A 16,353-nucleotide genomic window follows, 5' to 3' on the forward strand; every position below is an offset into this window, starting at 1 on the left:
CGCTCAGCGTGACATCGTGCCCGGATCATCGATGATCGGCGTCCGGCGTGTCGTCCCACCTCCGTTACCATCCGCATGACGCGGAGAGGTTTCGGGAGATGCGGGCGGCGCGGCGGGTTGAACGCCGTTTCTCGACGATGGCGGCGGGCTGTTTGATGCCGGCGCATTCTGCACCCCGGTTTGCCGCGCTTCCCCCGTCGGCGTGTCGGTCATCGTCAACACCGGCTTCGCTGCGGTCACAACGTCGGTCCCCCTCCGCTCGGCGAGCATCCCAAGGATGCGTTGAACCTTGTCATCGTGCCGCCATGCCTCGATCAGTTCCCGCATGACGGCCGGGGCGGCCGGGACCAGCGACCAGCCCGCATCGCTCCGCACCAACTGATCGGGGTGCGCTACGGCATAGCTCACGATCATGCCGTGTTCGCCGAGTTGCTGTGCCGCGATATCTTCGAGCTGGCGCTGCACCCGTTCGGTTTGAACATCGTCGTCACGCAGGCCGAAGGTCGCCAGTGTCTGCGCATCGACCTGTCGGCGACCATCGATGGTCGGCACAAGACGGCGTTCCCGTTCGATCGTATCCAGCATCGCGGTGGTCCGGTCGGCACGGTCGTCGTGCCGGATGCGTTCGAGGAGGGCGCGGCGCAGATCATCGTCGCCGATACCGACCGCCATCACCGTGTCACGCTCGCGCGGAGGCAGGACGGACCAGTCGGGTTCGATCCGCTTGCCGTTCCGGCGATAGGGGCGCGGTCCTGTGTCGCGCAGGATGCGGCAGGCTTCCTCGACCAGTGTACGTCGAGCGGCTTCGGCGGCGCGTTCGGCTTCCACGCGTTTCGCCGCTGCGTCCGCGGCCTTGCGTTGTTTGGCTGCACGCTGCTGGTCAAGACGATGACGCTCGCGCAGGGCGCGGCCGAGATCATCGTGCGGCAGGCTTTGGATCATTTGACGTGCCGCCATGGGCATGGCGGACAGATCGAGGATCAGGCGGTTGTGCTCCCGCCGATAGGGCGTCGGTTCGGCGGTGAGGATCAGGCGGCGAGCCTGTTCATGCGCATGTTGCCGGTCACGCGCGACGAGGCGCTGGTGGATCGCTGCGGCTGCGGCGCGCTGTTCGGTTAGTTTCCGATGCAGCACCGCCGACGTGGTCCGGCCTGCCACGATCGTCGCGATACGCCGGGACTGCATCAGCGCGGTCCGGGACGGTATGATCGGTGCCGGTACTGCGCCGATCCGCTCCGCGACCGTTCGAGCCGTGACCGCCAATGTCATCGCCGTGTTCCGCACCGCAGGCGACGGCCGATGCACGACCCGTCGCTGCTGGATACGGCGCAGGATCGCCTGGGCGTGATCGCGGACCTTCAGGACGGTTTGTGGAGCCACGGGCCGAACGACAGCTTTTGTCCGGCGGACCCGTTCGATCATCTCGCGGGCTGACCTCGCGATCACCGTCACGTGAGCGGTGATCGCACGGGCGTTGGCTCGCAGGCCAGCCACCTGTATGTGCCGTTCAAGCAGCCCTGTCAGGCGTTCATGGGCCTGGACCTCCCGTTCAACCAGCGCCTTCTCGACTGCAAGTTCGTTGCTCTCGGCGATGGCTGCGTTGCGGGCGATGGTATGGACATGCTCGCCGCGTTCATGCGCCGCCATCGCCGCAGCACCGACATGCGCCTGCCGCTGGGCGTCGATCCCGCGCTCCTTGTACGTCTGATGGGTGAAACGCTCCGGTCGCCCGGCCGAACGGCAGGCACGGTTCATGTGCGCGGCGGCCAGCGCGCGCATCAGCTTCAGCCCGTCCGGGTCGGTCAGGCCGTTCACCTTCTCCTGCGCGATCGACCATTCATGGTCGCCGGTGCGCTCGCACGGGCGCAGCGAGAAGCAGATGTGCGCGTGAAAGTTGCGCTGATCGCCCTTGGCATCCGGCGTGTGGATCGCAGCGACCCACGGCAGGCCGAGTCGGCCGAAAGTCCGCTCACAAAATTGCTCGACCAGCGCGCGGCGCTCGACCGCGGTCAGGTCATGCGGCAGATTCCAGATGATGCGATGCTGGACGATCGCATTGGCGCGATAGCCTTCCTCGACCGCCTCCAGCGCGCGCCAGCCTGCCGCGATCTCCTGCGCGTCCTTGCCCATGTTCGACATCGGCACGGAATCGATCGCGTCATCGCCGATCCGCTCGAGCGCGTCCTCGCGCAGGATATAGAGCGCGTGATCGGCGGGCAGGCCCGCACGCCATGTCTTCGATTTGAAGCCCACGTAGCGAATGCGGAAATACAAGGAGACGCGGCCGCGTTCGTCGATCATCGGCACCTGGTAGGTGCGGATGGCGCGCTTCGACACGCCGGTGAGCATCGCCATCTTGCGGGACGGTGTTGTGCTGCCCGATTCGTGGCTGTCGGCCCGGGCCATGCGGACGCGCAGCGGGTGCCCCCAGGCATGCGACAGTTCCTGATCGAGCAGCCGGTTGACTGCCACCTGTTCACGCGCTGCGTCAGCGCGCCGACGCTGGCGCAGCGCCGCGACGCGGCGGAAGGCGGCGGCGACCGTACGCTCCGCCGCCTGTATACGGCGCTCCGTCCGCCCGCCGTCCATGAGCAGGCGGAAAACACGCGCGTCCGCCCGCGCCCATATCCCTTCCTCGGTCTCCAGCAGCATTGCGCGCCCTCGATCGTGACGCCGCAGGCTGGGGGGTGGGATCAGGAGCGGATGCGCCGTTGACCGGGGTCAACATTTCTTTCGCATCCCACCCCCCAATCCCTTCCTCGACTGCGGCCTTTCGCTTCGTAGGGACCGCTGCTCACCGCCGTTGCGGGGGGCGCTCCATTTGATCGATGCGGAACCGCGCGCCGAACGCGGGTTCCGGTCCGGCGTTGCGACCGGCGGTCAATCGCACACCCACGCATCCATCTTCAGCGAAAGTGGAGCGCCCCCCGCAACGACCGGAATCGGAGGTCCGTATCGTCAGCCCGTCCATCACGGACGAGGAGAAGACCCATGGAATATGACGCCATCGAAGCCCGCCGCCGCCGCGAATATGAGGCGGCCATCGCGGTAGAACGCCGGGCTGAGGAACGGCTGGCCGAGATCAAGCGAAGGGCGCGTAACGCCAAGGGGCGATTATTGTCGACCACGCGATCGGAGCAGTGGCACCGCATGGCCCTCGCGTGGCTCGAACGCGATGCGGGATACACGGGCGAAATGGCGGCGGCACGCGTCTGGCTGCGCCACCAGCCGCTCGACGCTTATATCGAGCTGGTCGCACCCTTCGCCGCCGCGATGCCGGGCGCCACGATCATCGCGGCCGAGGTTGCGGCGGTCCGTGCCCATCTCGACGAGTGGACGAAGCGCGGCGAGGCGCTGCTGCTCGATCGCGCCAGCCGCGCCTATGCGGAGGACGTCGCGGGCTTTCGCGTCTGGCAGCGTGATCATCCGGACAGCAATGCATGGCGGCGCAAGGCGATGACGAAATCGCAGGGATTCCTGATCGGACGGATGGTGGCCGCGCTCGATCTCGAGCCGCCCGCCCGGATGAATCGCGGTGAGGCGCACGACTGGATCGAACGGCATGGCGGAAATCCACGGCTCGCCGGCCCGCCGGTCGATCCCGATACCCCGCACGGGCCGCCGCCCGCCTCGGTCGACGTCGCAGCCGCGTCGACCGGCCAGGTGATCAGCGCAACCGATCGAACCTTGCTCGACGACACGAGCACCGTGGGGAACGCGGCATGACCGACATCCTCGACGAAATCCGCTCGGTCGTCGTCGGCGACCGCGTCGAGCGCTTTCAGGGTTACGACGCGCTGGCGCGTCGTGCCGAAGGCCTGATCGGCCGGATGCAGCAGATCGAAAGCGCGCTGGGTGCGAACCCGCGCGACGCGGAAGAGGAGTGGCACGATCTGGCGACCGCCGCCGAAGCGCTCGTCGCCATCACGGCGGCGCAGGAAGCGTGGCTTGCGGATTACGACGCGGCGTTGGCCCGCACGGTCGAGCAAGCGCGCGGCGACCTACGATCCCTCAACATCCAGCAAGGTAACGTGAACGCAGGAGACGATTCATGAGCATCATCGATGAAATCGCCGCAGCGGTCGCGCAAGCCGACCTTGACGACGGCATCGATCCGTCGGTCGGTCTGCGGCGCGGCTGGGATTATTGGATGCCGGGCCAGCCGCTGAGCGATGGCTGCGGCATCGCCCGCACGCCCCATCGTCTCCCGATCGATATGACGTCGCTGCCAGAAGGCGCGGTCGCGATCATCGACGGTACCATGACCGTGGCGCGCCTCAGCGGATCGGTCTGGCGGCAGATCATGGTCCGCCCGCGTGAGTCTGGTGCGGGTGAAGGCCAAGACGTATTTGCCGTCAGCAGCATGGCCGCGCATTGTCGACGTGCCGAGCATCTCGTCACGCTGGTCGGTCATTCGCCCCGCGATCTGGCGATCTATCTCGACGACCTGCGGCTGCGCGACCGTGCAGTCTTCGATCGGGTGATCGCCAAGGATCTCAAGGGGGCGGTCGCGCTGCGTCGTGCGATCGTCGATGATCCGTGGCCGGATCGTGTGCGGGGGCTGTGGGAAAAGCCCGAGGCGGATTATCTCCCGCCCTTCCTCGTCGCGGTCCTCTACGGCGAACTGGCCCGCCTAGCCATGAATCATGCCGGGCTGCTCGTCATGGCCTTCGACGCGGGCATCGAGCTTTCGACCCGTCGCCTTGTGCCGCGCATACCGCTGGCGGCCGGTCCCCATCAGCCGGCCGCCGTCAGGCGGGGCATCGAGATGCTGCCCTTTCAATCGATCGCCCTGGGCGCGCCGGGGACCATCCTGCAGCGCGGCGATGCCGAAGCCGCAGCGGCCTGGGCCAAGATGTGCGCGGCGAGCCTGTCGGTGACGGCCAAGGAACGGGAGGGTCTCGATATCGCGCCCGCCACGCCCAAGCAGGCCAAGGCGATCGCCCGCAATGTCGAGGCTAGCCCCGCCTTCTGGCTGGAACAACGCAAGGACCATGGATGGTCGCGCCAGAACCGCCCCGCCGCGACATATTGGGGGCTGGATTGGCGTCAGCACGCCTCGGTCGGGCTGGTGGAAATCATGCTCACCGCCCAGGACTGGAACCGCCGCTACAGGCCGAACGGACCGAGGCTCGACGCCATGTCGATGCGCCGCGTGTCCTGGGCGATCGCGACGATCAGCTATGCATGGATGGCGGAGAACAATCCGGCTGCCGCCCTCTGGCTGTCGCGGCAGGCGCAGGGCAAGGACGAAGATCCGCTCGACGCGTTCAGTCCCTTCGCGATGGACGATATCCTCAAGGAAAAGTCGGGCAACACGCTGCGCAAGAGGGCCCTCGCGCTGGTCGCCGACCGGCCGAAGCCCGGCGAACTTGGCTATACGGCGCGCTATCAGGCGCATCTGTGGCTGAACGATCATGGCGACGACATCGCGCATTACCGCCAGTATCAGCAGGACGCGATTATGGGATACCGCGAGGCGAAGGCGGGCATCCTGCCCGAAATCCTGCGGGATACGAGCCGTGTGCCCGAAGGGGTGGTCGCGGTGCTGGGCCGGGCACACGGCGTGTCGCCGACCCACGGTGGCATCGGACATAACAGCCCGCCATCCTCCGACATGACCGAAGACATTGACGCCGCCCGCGGTTCGCAGAACTTCGGCATGATGATCTCGCCCCCGGCGACTGACCAGATGCGCGAAATGCTGTCGAGAAAGCCGAAGGACGCGCCAAAAAAGAAGAGAAAGAAGAAGGCGAAGACCAAGAAGCGATGACCGCGTCCGTGCCATCCGTTTTCAGCGGATGGCACGGACGGCAATCCGTTGGGATCTGATCGGTCGGCACGCGGCCGATCATCACTGTGTTCCGCCGGTCGGCAGTGTCGTGAAGTCGAACTGTTCCGGCTGTCGCCGTGGTGTCGAACCCAGATTGTAGGTCAGGCCGATCAGCACCGAGCGTAATTTCAGATGCTGCCCGGACTGGTCGCGGAACTGCGGCGTGTCATAGGCGGTCCGGATCCTGAAGCTGTTCAGCAGGTCGCGCCCGGTCAGGTTGAGGGAGAAGCGGCTGTCGAGCTTGCGGCGATAGCCGAAGTTGAGCATCCCGCCCACCTCACGCTTGCCCTGCGCGAGCAGCGCGTCGCCGACCCAGAAGCCCGACAGCTGGACGAAATCCGCCTTGGTCGGCTGCCAGTCGAGGCTGAACCGGCCGCTGGCCAGCAATGCCTCGCGATATTCGCCGCCGGGAATGCCGTCCGCGCGGACGGATTGATGGAACAGGTTGATGCCGCCGCTGTAGCGCAGCGTCGGTAGCAACGGGCCGTTCAGCGACAGCTCCATGCCGATGTCGCGTCGCGCGCCCAGGTTCTCGGGTCGGGTGAGCAGCAGCCCGTTGCCGATATCCTGGGCAATATCGGTGAACGACCGGTTCGTGTCGCGGAGGTATAGCGTCGCCTGGTAGAACCCCTGACCTTGGCGTCGCTGCCAGGTCATTTCCGCCGCATTCGTCTCCTGCGGCCGCAATCCGGCATTGCCTGACCGGCGGTTGAGGGAGTCGACGAAAATGACGGCGGAGTTGAGCTGACCTGGCTGCGGTCGCTGGATGCGCCGTGAATAGCTGGCGCGCAGCGTCTCCGTCGGTGATAGCCGGTACTCGACATGAGCGGTCGGAAAGGCACGGAAATAGTGCTGGGATACCGGCGAGCTGCCATTCAGGTCGTCGATGTGGATATTCGTCTGTTCGAGCCGCAGTCCGGCTTGCGCGGACAGGTCCGTGCTCAACGGCCGTTCATAGGTGGAGTAAACGGCATTGACGGTCTGGCTCCCATTGAAGGCGTTGGTCAGCCCGTCGACTACCGCCAGTTGATCCACTGCCGCACCACGCCGAAACTCGAATCGCTGCTCCGGGCGCTGGTCGGTCAGTTCGTACCCAAGGCGCAGCTTTCCGCCACTGGCGATAGGGCGGACATAGGCGCTGGTGAAACCGAGCGTCGCCAAGCCGATGTGCTGGTCGGATCGCTCGAAGAGGTTCGGCCCTGTCGGCAGGTCGTAGCGGGTCGTGACGCGGAACAGGTTATCCGTGTCGTTAGTGTCATAGCGCAGTTCGTTGGTCCATTCATGACCGGCATTGTCGAAGCGGCGGAGCATGCGCAGCGTGCCGCCCCAGTTGGTGACGTCGAACGCTGCCGAACCATCCCGCGCGAAGGCGCCCGTCTGATTGCCTGATGTATCGCGGATGTCGAACACGTCGAGGCCCGTACCGAATGTCCGGATCGACGTGCCGCGCGCCTCAACCGTCAATTGGGTGCGGCTGTCTGGCCGATATTCGGCGGTCAGCCGACCGACCGTGCCCCGCTGGCTCGACGTGATCTCCTGATCGTCGCGGGTCGTCGACCTCACGGCCCCGGTACTGGGGTCCAGCAATTCCCGCACGCGGAACAGGCTGAGCGTGACGGGATCGTAGCGGCTGCTGATGTCGCCGGACAGCGTCCAGCGCCCGCGCTGCCATGATCCGCTGGCCGCTCCCGTCCAGCGGCCACGATCGCCGACTGCGCCGCGGATCGAGCCGGTCGCTGTGGTCCCGGCGCGGGGCGCAGTCGGCTTGGTGATGAGGTTGATAACGCCGCCCGATCCTTCGGGGCTATAGGCGGCGGACGGGTTGGTCATGACTTCGACCCGCGCGTAGCGATCGGCCGGAAGTTGCAGAATCGTCTGGCCGCGCGACGGGCCGGTGAGCAGCCCGGACGGCTGACCATCGACCAGGATGGTCACGCTCGGATCGCCGCGGAGCGATACGTTTCCTTCAGGATCGACGTCGACAGAGGGTACGCCGCGCAGCGCATCCGCCAGCGTGCCATTGGTCGCCTGGAGGTTCTTCGACAGGCTATAGCTGGTCGCGTCGATTGATGTCTGAATGCCATCGCGCGACCCGGTCACCGTGATCGTCGCATCCTTCTCTTTCTGGCCGTCAGGTGTCGTCGTTGCGGGCGGCACCGGGCGAGAAGTGGCCGCAGGCGATACCGTCTGGCCGAAGATCGGTACGGGCAGAGCGACACCCAGCAACGTGGCGACCCGTATGGTGGCCCGGAGTGACGCGGTGTGATGATGCATATGCTTCGGCTTCCCCAAAGTGTCTGGTCGAGCCGGGGGTAAGGTTTCTCAAAGGCTTGCTGCGACAAATGCCGCGAACGAACATGTGCGGCGATGAACGGACAGGCTGTTTCGGGCGAACCGCTGCCTTGATCGGCGAACGGCCATATCCGTTCGCCTAGTAGAAGGTCAGACCACGAAGCTGCGGAGGAGCTGGGCGCCGGATCGGCTCACCTCGATCTGCGGACCGCTGGCGAGATGCGCGATCATCCGTCCGTTGCCGGCCGGTTCCAGTCGTTCGAGATGGTCGAGGTTGATGATGCTCGACCGATGGACGCGGACGAACCGATGCGGGTCGAGCCGCTGCTGAAATTCGCCGAGGCTCATCCGGACGAGATGGCACTTGCCCGCCGACGTCGTCACCTCGCTGTAATCCTGCGCGCCGACGATCGAGACGATGTTCGCCACCTGCACCGGCACGAACTCGTCGTCGGTGCGGATGAGATAGCGTTCCAGCGGGGGCGCTGCCTCGACGAAGGACACCGGCGACGCCTCCCGCCCGCCGCGCACGGCGTAGCAGATGGCAGCGACGAGCGCATAAAGGACCAGCCCCTGGAACGCCTGCCACACCTGCGCGACCGGCGGGAAACTGTAGATGCGGATGCCGCCGTTATGCGTCGCGGCCCCCAGCGCCTGAAGCAGCAGGACGGCCCAATACCATGTGACCGCGAACGACGGCGCCAGGACGATATGCGCGAGATACTGCACGGCCACGCCCTGCGGCATGACATAGGTCTTCAGGACGGCACGCGTCAGCGCCGCCAGCACGGCGAGAGGGGCGACGTTCGACACCGCCATCAGCGCGGCGACGAACGGCGTTACGTTCGGCCAGAAGTTGTAGAAAACCACCCAGTAGAGACAGGTCAACAGCAGCGCACCAACCGTCCAGAGAAGGAGCAAGCTCGGTGGGCGTAGGGGGATCGCCGACAGCCGGGCGAAAGGGGATGGTTGCGGAACCGACATGCCCCGTTGGTACGCGAACTATGGCCGGGTCAGTCAACGGCTCAAATGTTCCACGCGGCGGGTGCTTGAGATTTCTCCTTTGTGGTTCCGCCCCAAGTCCCATGGGAAGGGTCTCGAAACCGACGTCTCAAAACGGATGGTGCTTTGAGAAAGTGATGGCGCTTATCTCACTGACAGGAAGAAGCGCGCTTTGGGCAGGAATAACGCCCCTTCGCGACGATAGAACCGGATTGCGTCGTGGTTCCAATCGGGTGTCTGCCACTGCATTTCTGCTAACTCGCGCTCCACCGCATGGGCGCGCACCGCTTCCAAGAGCCTCGCGCCGACACCAAGGCCTCGGCAGCGATCCTGCACGAACAGGCAGTCGAGGTGGAGGAATGGCCGGCCGGTCCATGTCGAAAAGTCCACCGTCGCGGATGCGTATCCGACCAGCTTGCGGCCCGGGATGGCAATCCAAGCCGACAGTGGTGCCGACGTGCCGTCCAGAGCCGAACGCAAGGCTGCTTCGCTGACGCTGGCCCGCCCGTGCTCATATGAGGCATGGCTGCGGATCAGGGGAAGCATCGCCTCTGCATCCGCTCCGGTGGCAAGCCGGATGCAGAGGCCGTCGTTACCCGCGTCGGTCATGATGGAGGGATCAGGCACTTGGTTGACCGCTTTCCAGCGGGAAACCCTCGTCGATCCATCCGGTCACGCCTCCGGTCATGATCTTCACCGACTTGGCCAGCTTTGCCAGGCGTAGCGCTCCCCGCGCCGCGCCATTGCAATGTGGACCTGCGCAATAGGTGACGAACAGCGTATCGGCCGGCCATGCCGACATTTTGGACGCGATGATCTTGCCATGCGGCAGATTGATCGCGCCAGGCACATGGCCCTTGGCGAACATGTCCGGGCCGCGCACGTCGAGCAGCACGAAACCGGGGTCAGGGCGCGACAGCGCATCATGCACGTCCCAACAATCCGTCTCGAAACGGAAGGTGTCGGCGAAGTGTGCCTCGGCCTCGGGTGCCGGAGCTGCGGGTATATCGATGACGGCGTTGGCCATGAAGTGTCTCCTGTTGATGACGCTTTGTGCCCTTTCCCCGACACCCCTCGCCAGTGGCTGCATTGCCGTTTATCGTAAGGATCATGCCAAAGGTTTCCGCCACGCCCAATCGCCTCGTCGTAGCTCTCGCCTATGAGGGGCTTTGTGCGTTTGAATTAGGCATCACCGCCGAGGTCTTCGGCCTCTCGCGTCCGGAGATGGGGGCCGACTGGTACAGGTTTGCCGCCTGCACCGAACGGCCCGGCCGACTGGCAACGAATGCAGGTCTGGCGGTCGAGGTCGACAAGGGCCTTGATGTGCTGGCCGAGGCGGGGACGATCGTGATCCCTGGCTGGCAATCGGAGGGAGAGGTTCCGTCCGACACCCTCCGCAACGCCTTGCTTGCCGCCCATGCGCGCGGCGCACGCCTGGTCTCGATCTGCTCGGGTGCCTTCCTGCTGGCGGCGACAGGGCTTCTGGACGGTCGTCGCGCAACGACGCACTGGCGTTATGCCGAACGTCTGCAAACGGCCTATCCGACCGTCCTCGTGGATGCCGATACGCTCTATGCCGGCGACGATCGCGTCTTCACCTCGGCCGGATCGGCAGCCGGGATCGACCTGCTGCTCCATCTGGTGCGCCTCGATTTCGGTCCCGACGCAGCGAACAGCGTGGCGCGACGCCTAGTGGTCGCCGCGCATCGCAGCGGTGGGCAGGCGCAGTTCATCGAGCGCCCGGTCCTTGCGCGGTCGGACAGTGCGCTCGGGTTGTTGCTGGACCGGCTTCGCGGCGATCTGGCGAAGCCGTGGACGATCGAACGGATGGCACGCACGGCTACCATGAGCCAGCGCACACTGGCGCGGCGCTTCCGCGAGGAAACGGGGGAAAGCCCGCTGGCGTGGCTGACCACGCAGCGTCTCGCCCTCGCGCGCGATCTTCTCGAGACGACGAACCTGTCGATGGAACACATCGCCGATAGGACAGGCATGGGAACTGCCACCAATCTGCGGCTGCACTTCACGTCGAACGTTGGCATTCCGCCGAACCTCTATCGCAAGCAATTTCGTCGCGTCGAAGCCTGATGCTGAAAGGCCACAACGCCGTCGACAACTTTTCGGTTGAAAACGGCCCGTGAGACGGCCGGGGCGTTCTCGGACTGGATCGAGAAAAGAGAAAGATCGCGAGTTCTCAAAACTGAGCCTCTGAAAGCGCTGCCGGCAGCCGGCGGCCGGCAGTGCGAAACGGTCGCGGGCTGCCGATCCGCAATGTGCTAGCGGACCGACAATCGCGCTAACATCGTGGTTACCCCCTGTTCGAGCGGAGGCATTCCGGCACCCGTCAATCGCGCACGGGTTTGCCCGGAGAACAGCGACGACAAGAGCGCGCCGTCCGCTGCCGAGGGGGGGCGGTCCGGCGGCAGGATCGCCCGCAGATGCCGGATCGACGTCCGCCCGCGCAGATAGCGTAGTTGCGCGGCAAAAGGCAGCAACGCCGGCTCTCGCGACGCCGCCAGCGCAAGTTCGAAAAAGGCGCGCAGGGCCAGATCGTCACTGGGACGTTCGGCCTGATCCGCGATGAGATCCATTGGCGCATCGCCTTCGCCAAGTGGTCGAACGATCTCCCGGTACAACGCCTCGCACGCCGCGCGCAGCAGGTCGGCACTGCTACGGAACCGGTTGGACACGATACCCAGCGTCTGCCCCGCCGTATCCGCGACCGCGCGGTGGGTCAGGCCGGGGACGCCGCGCTGCGCCACGGTGCGCGCGGCGGCGGCGGCGATCTGCTCGGCCGCCGGGTCCCAGTCGGGTATCGCCGGCTGCCCGGCCAGTGCCTCCCGCATCGCCAGCGCCCGCCATGGTGCGGGCGCTCCGGCGCGGCCATCGATCCACCCGGCCCAGGTCGAGCACAGTTCCGCCATTGCCGATCGGTCGATCAGCCGCTGCCAACGCACCAGATGCAGCGACGTCTCGCTATCGAACAACAGCACCACCGACGGTGTCATGTCGCCGACGCCGAACCGGTTACAAATCGGTTGCCAGAAATCGAACAACAATTGCCATCCCGTCTGCGCCGCGCCGTGCCAGATGGACGCGCGCATGGCCTGCAACTGTATCTCGCGCCATGCATAGGCGAGTCCGCGCTGGTCCTCGCACCATGCATCGATCGTCGCGCCGAGCAGATGGGCGAGGCCCCACGCATCGCCCGTGGCCGCCGACAGCGCCTGTGCCTGTGTCGCGAACCATTGTGCGGCGCGCGCCATGACGGTGTCGGCGGCACGCAGCATCAGCCCGTCCATGTCGCCGAAATGATGATAGATGGACGACACCGGTATCGCCGCGTCGCGCGCGACACCCCGCGCGGAAATCCCGCTGCTGCCCGCCCGCTCCCATGCGCGCAGGACCGCGCCGACCAACCGGTCGCGGGTGGGTTCGATGTCCGCCATCGCTACCGATTAACCGGGCGGGTCGCCCGTGTCTTCCAAATACATTCGTTCTACAAAATTTTTTCGGGAGCCGGACGATGAACCAAAATTTCCCTTATGCGAACATCTTAACTCCGGTGAACGGGATGATGTGTAATAGAACTGACATCGCATTGACGGCGATGTGAAATACATTCGTTCTAGCGACAGCCCCAACAGTGAACCTTGGGGGTAACAATATGTCGATTTTCCCGTCAGCCACCGTGTCCAGTATCGCGATCGCCGCCGCGACGATCGCTGCTACGCCAGCATCCGCGCAGCAACTTGCGATGCCCGATGCGCGCGCGCCCGAAGCCGCAGTGCCGGTCGAAGACCCGGCGGAAGGGGACGAGATCGTCGTGACCGGCTCGATCGTCGAGGCGCAGCGTTCGTCGGTGTTGCAGAAGCGCATGGCCGACAATCTGGTCGACATCGCCGCCGCCGATGCGGTCGGCCGTTTCCCCGACCAGAACAGCGCCGCCGCGCTCGCCCGTCTCCCCGCCGTCGCCGTGCAGCGCGACCAGGGGCAGGAACGCTATATCCAGGTGCGCGGCGCGCCCAATCGCTGGACCTCGGTCAGCATCGACAATGTGCCGGTCATCGGCGTTGACGAAGGCGGCACCACCCGCGCGTATCGCTTCGACGCGATCCCGGCGGTGCTGCTCAGCGGCCTTGCGATCAACAAGTCGCTGACCTCGAACCTGCAGGCGGAGGCGATCGTCGCCAATATCGACCTGCGCACCTATTCGCCGATGAGCGAGAAGGGCCTGAACGTCCAGGGCGATCTCGGCTATGGCATCATGGCGCTGGGCGGTGGCGAACAGCGGCAAGGGTCGCTGCGCGCAAGCTGGTCGAACGACGTGTTCGGCGTGGTGCTGGGCGGGTCGCATTATCGCCGCCATCAGGTGACCGACAATCGCGAGGTCGGGCTGTACGACGAACCGACCAGTGCCACCGACACCCAATTCGGCCCGACCGAAATCGACATCCGCAGCTATCGCCTGATCCGCGAGAATAACGGTTTGTTCGCCGGCCTCGAATATCAGCCGGTCGAAGGGCAGCGCTTGTGGGCCAAGGCGATCTACACCGATTTCAACGACGACGAACAGCGCAACCAGTATGAATTGCGGCTCGACCGGGCGGCATCGGGCACGCGCAACCTGACCGGGGGCGATCTGGTGCAAGTGCCGGTGCGCGGCACGTTCAACGACGGCCAGTATCGTACCCGCAACTATATCAACACCATCGGCGGCGAGCTGGACGACGGCCACGGGCTGAAGGCTTCGGTGGCGCTCAACTATACCCGGACCGAGAACACGACCTATCTGCCGCTGGTGCAGGCGAGCACGCCGGCCGCCGCCTCACCCTCGCTGACCTATGATTTCCGCGATCCGCGCTTTCCGATCGTGCAGCTCTATGCGACCAATGCCGGCACGGTGCCGACGCGCGGCGCCGCGCTGTCGGGCTTCGACCAGCGCACGCTCGCCGCGCCGATCGCGATCATCGGCCGGCAGGACAGCTTCACCGACAGCTACACCATCAAGTTCGACGTCTCGCAGGAGATGGACGACGTCACCGTGTCGGGCGGCGGCCTCTATACCGACCGGTCGATCAGCGGCTTCACCTTCGCCACCGCCAATATCATCAACCTCGCCAGCTTCCCCGCCGGATCGGGGCTGGGCTTCGACGTCAACCGCTACGTCACCGACCAGCGCTGGGACACGAACTTCCCGCTCGGCTTCACGCTGAACAATATCGACAACCGGGCGATGCGCCGCGATATCGACACCATCGTCGCGCGGCTGCGGACGCTGGGCGTCTATGATCCGGCGCGCGACGTGCCGGTCAGCAACCGCTATGCACTCGGCGAAAAGCTGCTCGCCGGATACGGCATGGCGAAGTTGACGTTCGACGGCGGGCAGGTCGTCGCCGGCCTGCGCGTCGAGCATTTCGACCTCGACAATCGCGGCACCGCGACGCTGGCCGGCGGACGGTTGCAGCCGCTTTCCGCCGGGCAGCGCTATACCGACCTGTTCCCCAGCCTGAACACCCGCTTCGACCTGACCGACCGACTGGTGTTTCGCATCGCCGGACAGCGCGGCATCGCCCGGCCATCCTTTGGCGAGGTGCGCGTGGGTTCCTCGATCGACGACACCGCCTCGCCCGGCCAGATCGGCGGCGGCAACCCGACGCTGCGCCCCGAATATACCTGGGGCATCGACGCCAGCCTCGAATATTATCTGCCGGGCAGCGGCATATTGTCGGTCGCGGGTTTCCACCGCTGGGTCGACAATGTCCTCTACGGCAATACCCAGCGCGTCGGCAGCAATGCGTTCGATGCCGGTGGTATCGACCGTTCGGGCTATCTGCTGTCCTCGACCTTCAACGGCCAGAGCGGCAAGCTCTACGGCGTCGAACTGAACTATCAGCAGCAATTCACCTTTCTGCCCGGCGCACTCGACGGCTTCGGCTTCCAGGGCAATCTGACGCTGATCGACGGCAGCTTCGACACGGCGGAGCGGCAGGACATCCGCTTCCCCGGCACGTCGAACCGCATCGCCAATGCCTCGCTCTACTACGAGAAGTTCGGCCTGTCGGCGCGGGTCAGCTATCAGCATCGCACCCGCTGGCTCGACACGCTGGGCGGCCTGGGACTCGGCGGCGGCAGCGACGAATATCGCGCCGGCTACGACAATGTCGACGTCGCGATCCGTTATGCGGTGACGCCGAACCTGTCGCTCTACGCCGACCTCAATAACCTCACCGACGCGGTCTACTCTGCCTATCAGGGCAATGAAGGCCGACCGACCGAAGTCGAACAGATCGGTCGCCGTTACATGGGCGGCATCCGCTTCAACTTTTGATCCAGACATCGAAGGATACGACATGCGCCATTTCCTCGCGCTGACGGCGTTGCTTGTCGTCACCGTTCCGCCCGCGACGCTTGCCGTTGCGCATCAGGCCACGCCCGCCGTCCAGCACCAGCGCGTGCTGCCGCTGGAAGGCGGTCAGAATTTCCGCGACCTCGGCGGCTATCGCACCCGTGACGGGCGGCAGGTAAAATGGGGGCTGCTCTATCGCTCGGGGGCAATGAACAACCTGACCGATCGCGATTTCCGGGAACTCGAAGCACGCGGCATCCGCACCGTCTGCGACTTTCGCTCGACCCGCGAACGCAACAGCGCGCCCGTCCGTTGGCCCGGCAATGCCCGGCCGGCGATCTTCGCAGACGATTACAGCATGGACCGCGACTTCGCCGGACTGATGCGCCCGAACCTGACCGTCGAACAGGCAACAGAAGCGATGACCGCCGCCTATACCCAGATGCCGCTGCGCTTCGCCAGCCAGTATCGCCGGATGTTCGGTGAGTTGGTTGCCGGGCGCGTGCCGCTCGCCTTCAACTGCTCGGCGGGCAAGGACCGCACCGGCATCGCCGCGGCGCTGGTGCTGACCGTGCTGGGAGTGCCGCAGGCGACGGTGATGAAGGACTATCTGCTGTCGAACCGCTATTACGACCCGCGCAAGGGTGCCAGCGGCACCGCCGCCGACGATCAGACCGCCGCGTTCATGAGGCGCCTGGCACCCGATGCGTTGAAGGCGCTGATGGGCGTCGATCGCCGCTATCTCGATGCCGCGTTCGCGACGATGCGCGCGCAGCCCGGCGGGTTCGACGGCTATCTGCGCAACCAGCTCGGCCTCGACCCCGCCGCGATCAGGACGTTGCGCACCCGCTTCCTGACCCGCGCCTGACCCGCGTAA

Annotated in this window: 12 protein-coding genes; 6 read left to right on the forward strand and 6 right to left on the reverse strand. The window is 65.6% G+C overall.

What is annotated here, in order from left to right:
* Positions 1–3 precede the first annotated feature (3 nt).
* Positions 4–2,652 carry a MobA/MobL family protein gene (locus tag QE379_RS05545; RefSeq protein ID WP_306998635.1) on the reverse strand — a complete coding sequence of 883 codons (2,649 nt, stop codon included), beginning with the start codon at positions 2,650–2,652 and terminating at the stop codon, positions 4–6.
* Between the two features lie 339 nt (positions 2,653–2,991).
* On the opposite strand from QE379_RS05545, the gene QE379_RS05550 reads away from it, so the two are divergent.
* The 3 genes from QE379_RS05550 to QE379_RS05560 are packed head-to-tail and all read left to right on the forward strand — an operon-like array spanning position 2,992 to position 5,773.
* Entirely contained in the window at positions 2,992–3,726 is a 735-nt protein-coding gene (locus QE379_RS05550) for a hypothetical protein (protein ID WP_306998637.1), read from the forward strand.
* On the forward strand, positions 3,723–4,055 hold the full coding sequence (locus QE379_RS05555) for a hypothetical protein (RefSeq protein WP_306998640.1): 333 nt from the start codon (positions 3,723–3,725) through the stop codon (positions 4,053–4,055). Before QE379_RS05550 ends, QE379_RS05555 begins: the two co-directional genes overlap by 4 nt.
* The gene (locus tag QE379_RS05560) at positions 4,052–5,773 is read left to right on the forward strand and encodes a hypothetical protein (RefSeq protein WP_306998642.1); all 1,722 of its coding nucleotides are present in this window, start codon (positions 4,052–4,054) and stop codon (positions 5,771–5,773) included. Before QE379_RS05555 ends, QE379_RS05560 begins: the two co-directional genes overlap by 4 nt.
* An 81-nt stretch (positions 5,774–5,854) precedes the next feature.
* Here QE379_RS05560 and QE379_RS05565 read toward each other — a convergent pair whose 3' ends face one another.
* The 4 genes from QE379_RS05565 to QE379_RS05580 form a co-directional block, all read right to left on the reverse strand.
* Positions 5,855–8,107: a TonB-dependent receptor domain-containing protein gene (locus tag QE379_RS05565; RefSeq protein ID WP_306998644.1), complete on the reverse strand. Its 2,253-nt coding sequence runs from the start codon at positions 8,105–8,107 to the stop codon at positions 5,855–5,857.
* Positions 8,108–8,275: 168 nt separating this feature from the next.
* A complete protein-coding gene (locus QE379_RS05570) occupies positions 8,276–9,046 on the reverse strand; it encodes a LytTR family DNA-binding domain-containing protein (protein WP_306998646.1) in 771 nt (256 codons plus the stop codon).
* Positions 9,047–9,271: 225 nt separating this feature from the next.
* Positions 9,272–9,736 carry a GNAT family N-acetyltransferase gene (locus QE379_RS05575; RefSeq protein ID WP_306998649.1) on the reverse strand — a complete coding sequence of 155 codons (465 nt, stop codon included), beginning with the start codon at positions 9,734–9,736 and terminating at the stop codon, positions 9,272–9,274.
* Positions 9,737–9,746: 10 nt separating this feature from the next.
* Positions 9,747–10,154, reverse strand: a complete 408-nt coding sequence (locus QE379_RS05580) for a rhodanese-like domain-containing protein (protein ID WP_306998651.1) — start codon at positions 10,152–10,154, stop codon at positions 9,747–9,749.
* Positions 10,155–10,207: 53 nt separating this feature from the next.
* On the opposite strand from QE379_RS05580, the gene ftrA reads away from it, so the two are divergent.
* Entirely contained in the window at positions 10,208–11,215 is a 1,008-nt protein-coding gene (gene ftrA / locus QE379_RS05585) for a transcriptional regulator FtrA (RefSeq protein WP_306998652.1), read from the forward strand.
* Positions 11,216–11,403: 188 nt separating this feature from the next.
* On the opposite strand, the gene QE379_RS05590 is transcribed toward ftrA, so the two are convergent.
* A complete protein-coding gene (locus tag QE379_RS05590; RefSeq protein ID WP_306998654.1) occupies positions 11,404–12,576 on the reverse strand; it encodes a TetR/AcrR family transcriptional regulator in 1,173 nt (390 codons plus the stop codon).
* 242 nt (positions 12,577–12,818) lie between these two features.
* Here QE379_RS05590 and QE379_RS05595 point away from each other — a divergent pair, with 242 nt between their 5' ends.
* Together QE379_RS05595 and QE379_RS05600 are read left to right on the forward strand one after the other, a co-directional pair.
* Positions 12,819–15,458 carry a TonB-dependent receptor gene (locus tag QE379_RS05595; RefSeq protein ID WP_306998657.1) on the forward strand — a complete coding sequence of 880 codons (2,640 nt, stop codon included), beginning with the start codon at positions 12,819–12,821 and terminating at the stop codon, positions 15,456–15,458.
* 22 nt (positions 15,459–15,480) lie between these two features.
* Positions 15,481–16,344, forward strand: a complete 864-nt coding sequence (locus QE379_RS05600) for a tyrosine-protein phosphatase (protein ID WP_306998659.1) — start codon at positions 15,481–15,483, stop codon at positions 16,342–16,344.
* The last annotated feature ends 9 nt before the right edge of the window (positions 16,345–16,353 follow it).

Source organism: Sphingomonas sp. SORGH_AS_0879 (assembly GCF_030819175.1).
Taxonomy (GTDB): domain Bacteria; phylum Pseudomonadota; class Alphaproteobacteria; order Sphingomonadales; family Sphingomonadaceae; genus Sphingomonas.

Bases quoted from the DNA above. Each gene is read 5' to 3' on its own strand.
- QE379_RS05600 (WP_306998659.1), top strand. From the start codon at position 15,481: ATGCGCCATTTCCTCGCGCTGACGGCGTTGCTTGTCGTCACCGTTCCG.
- QE379_RS05550 (WP_306998637.1), top strand. From the start codon at position 2,992: ATGGAATATGACGCCATCGAAGCCCGCCGCCGCCGCGAATATGAGGCG.
- QE379_RS05590 (WP_306998654.1), bottom strand. From the start codon at position 12,576: ATGGCGGACATCGAACCCACCCGCGACCGGTTGGTCGGCGCGGTCCTG.
- QE379_RS05545 (WP_306998635.1), bottom strand. From the start codon at position 2,652: ATGCTGCTGGAGACCGAGGAAGGGATATGGGCGCGGGCGGACGCGCGT.
- QE379_RS05560 (WP_306998642.1), top strand. From the start codon at position 4,052: ATGAGCATCATCGATGAAATCGCCGCAGCGGTCGCGCAAGCCGACCTT.
- QE379_RS05555 (WP_306998640.1), top strand. From the start codon at position 3,723: ATGACCGACATCCTCGACGAAATCCGCTCGGTCGTCGTCGGCGACCGC.
- QE379_RS05575 (WP_306998649.1), bottom strand. From the start codon at position 9,736: ATGACCGACGCGGGTAACGACGGCCTCTGCATCCGGCTTGCCACCGGA.
- QE379_RS05565 (WP_306998644.1), bottom strand. From the start codon at position 8,107: ATGCATCATCACACCGCGTCACTCCGGGCCACCATACGGGTCGCCACG.
- QE379_RS05580 (WP_306998651.1), bottom strand. From the start codon at position 10,154: ATGGCCAACGCCGTCATCGATATACCCGCAGCTCCGGCACCCGAGGCC.